At 38.7% G+C, this 2,605-nt stretch carries 4 protein-coding genes; all 4 read right to left on the bottom strand.

What is annotated here, in order from left to right; translation table 11 throughout:
* Window positions 1-37 precede the first annotated feature (37 nt).
* Window positions 38-478 (bottom strand): VOC family protein, encoded by a 441-nt coding sequence (locus VNZ46_RS27125; protein WP_325564449.1) that lies wholly within the window; start codon window positions 476-478, stop codon window positions 38-40.
* 71 nt (window positions 479-549) lie between these two features.
* A complete protein-coding gene (locus VNZ46_RS27120; RefSeq protein ID WP_325564447.1) occupies window positions 550-1,050 on the bottom strand; it encodes an SRPBCC domain-containing protein in 501 nt (166 codons plus the stop codon).
* On the bottom strand, window positions 1,047-1,367 hold the full coding sequence (locus tag VNZ46_RS27115; protein ID WP_325564445.1) for a metalloregulator ArsR/SmtB family transcription factor: 321 nt from the start codon (window positions 1,365-1,367) through the stop codon (window positions 1,047-1,049). The genes VNZ46_RS27120 and VNZ46_RS27115 overlap by 4 nt, the downstream gene beginning before the upstream one ends.
* Before the next feature lie 275 nt (window positions 1,368-1,642).
* Window positions 1,643-2,605, bottom strand: a 963-nt coding sequence (locus VNZ46_RS27110) for a SusD/RagB family nutrient-binding outer membrane lipoprotein (RefSeq protein WP_325564443.1), incomplete at its 5' end; no start/stop codon positions are given.

Genomic DNA, 2,605 nt, shown 5'->3' with positions numbered 1-2,605 from the left:
TTCAGCCCCAATGTTAGGCTTCGTTGTTTTTCTTCGGTTAGTTTTGCCCGTTATATTTTGGGTCAAAGTCCACAATCCATTCAATACCGTATTTGTCTCTAAAACAACCAAAATATGAACCCCAGGGACTATCACCAATAGGCCCTTCTATTTGCCCTCCCACTGAAAGCCCGTTAAATAATTTGTCTGCTTCTTCTTTACTTTCTGCACTTATTGCAATTTTACTTCTGTTCTCGTTTTCGTTTGTTGTTCCCATAATTTCCGGAACATCATTTGCCATCAACATATTACTTTTACCGATGGGCAAAGCAATATGCATAATTTTATTTTCTTCTTTTTCCGAAACCCGGAATTCAGGACTTGCAAGGTCTTTGAAACGAATAATCTTTGCAAACTCTCCGCCAAATACTGATTTGTAAAACATAAAGGCTTCTTCGGCATTTCCGTTGAAGTTAATGTGGGGATTGATAAGTGCCATAATTTTTATTTTTTAGGTTGTTAAATTCTTTACTTTCTTATTTGTTTTGGCTGCAGTTGTGAAAACGAAAATCATTTTTGCGATAAAGTTGCCAATAATTCTTCCAAATTTTTCATTGACATAGCATATCCTTCCTTGAAGCCCATTTCAATCATCTTCTCTAAACGGGCAAGGGATTCATTATAAATAGTAATACTGACTTTTGTCTTTCCGTTTTGTTCACTGAAATTGTATTCCCAATCAGAACCTGGCAATTCAGGGTTTTCATCTTTGTCTGCAAAAGCATTAGTCATTTTGAAATTGGTTTTTGGACTAATGGAAGTAAATTTCTGAATTGCCCATCGCTCTTGTCCTTCGGGGCTTACCATCGCATAAAATCTTCGTCCGCCAACTTTAAAATCCATAAATTTTGTTTTTGATACCCAGGGTTTAGGTGCCACCCATTGGTCAAGAATTTCCGGTTTGATAAAAGCATCCCATACCAGCGAAAGGCCGGCATCAAACTCCCTGGTTATGAATACTGTTTTTGTTGTTTTGTCAACGGTAAAGTCAAATAGCAAACCATTTTTCATTTTTTCTGTTTTTTAAGTGTTGATAATACTTTGTCCAATTGATTGAATTGGGTCTCCCAAATTTTTCTGAATTGGGCTAACCAATTGTCTATTTCTTGCATTTTTTTTGGATTAAAGTAATAATAAATTTCTCTTCCAGACGGCTCAGGTTTAATCAATTTGCATTCCTGTAATACTTTAATATGTTTTGATACTGCTTGCCGGCTCATATCAAATTTTTCCGCCATTGCATTTGGCGTTAACGCTTGAATGGCAATTAAAGTTAAAATAGCCCTGCGTGTTGGGTCCGCTATGGCTTGGAATATGTCTTGTTTCATTTTTCAATATTTAATTACGCAACCTTCAGGTTGCAAATATATATGCAACTTTTGAGTTGCGCAAATTTATTTGCAATTATTTTTTTCTAGGTAAAATGCAGGGAAGTTTTAGTTGTTGTCGAAGGAGTGTACCGGCCCCCTTTAAACTAGACAGTTTTCTAACGATTGTTTAGTAAGTTTCCATCACATCATCATTAAAAATAACAGTTACCATTCCGTCACCAATTCTTCGCAAACCCAATGAGATCGGGGGACAGTATTTTTTGTATCAGTGGTTATTGTAGCACCCACATGATTCCATTTATGTTATCATTGCCGCCATACTGGCTCTGCACCGCTGCATTAACATGGGCTGCATTGATCGCAAATTCATTCTGTGGATATAACCAGCGTGTAGGCACCATTCCATTATTTAATGTGCCGGGTCCCACATTAAAAGTAGGTATACCTGTACGGCGTTGCTCGTAAAAAGGCTCCCACCCGGAATTAAGGTAAAAAGAAATATATTTTTGTATAATAATCATCGGGATGGCGTTGGCAGGATTAAACTGCACCACGGGTTGGGCAAGGTAAGTGGCGATTGTTCCGGCATCAATGCCATAAAAGCTCATAGAAGCGGTTATTCCGTTATTATAATAGGTGTCAGCAGTACCGGCAGTTGTTACCCAATTACGCGAAATGGCTTCTGCTATCAGGAATTCCTGTTCTGCATAGCTAAAAAATATATATGGCTCATTTACCTGGCTGATCCAATACCTGCTGTTAAGTCGGGAAGCGAGGCCTGAAAGTGTTTGCTGGGTTGAAGCCTGCAATCCGGCATTAATTCCAAGATAGCTGGAAAAAACATTTGCAGGCTGTCCGCTTATGGGTGAAGCATAACTAAAAAGGCGCGGATCATTATAGGCTTTTAGCGTATCTACAAGTCCTTGTTCCATTGAAACCGTAGTCTGAATGGTCAGGTTTTGATAAAATGGATTATTGTTACTGGAAGCCGAAGTATTGAATACTAATTGGGCATTGTCGCTGATGCCAGTCATCAGCGGATATTTTGAAGGATTGCTGAGAATATTCTGAAACTGCTGTACGATATTAATTGTGCTGCTGCCAACTTTTTTCGAAAGATGAATGAGCAGACGCAGGTGAAAAGCATTTATCAATTGTTGCCATAGCAAAATCTCTTTCGGATTGCCACCATATATAATGTCTCCGCCAAGCTCGCCCTGCGTAGGGTCGAGCAT

Origin of the sequence: Pedobacter sp. (assembly GCF_035566355.1) — a bacterium.
In the GTDB taxonomy this organism is placed as follows: Bacteria; Bacteroidota; Bacteroidia; order Sphingobacteriales; family Sphingobacteriaceae; genus Pedobacter.
This window is presented reverse-complemented; position numbering and strand designations above follow the sequence as displayed.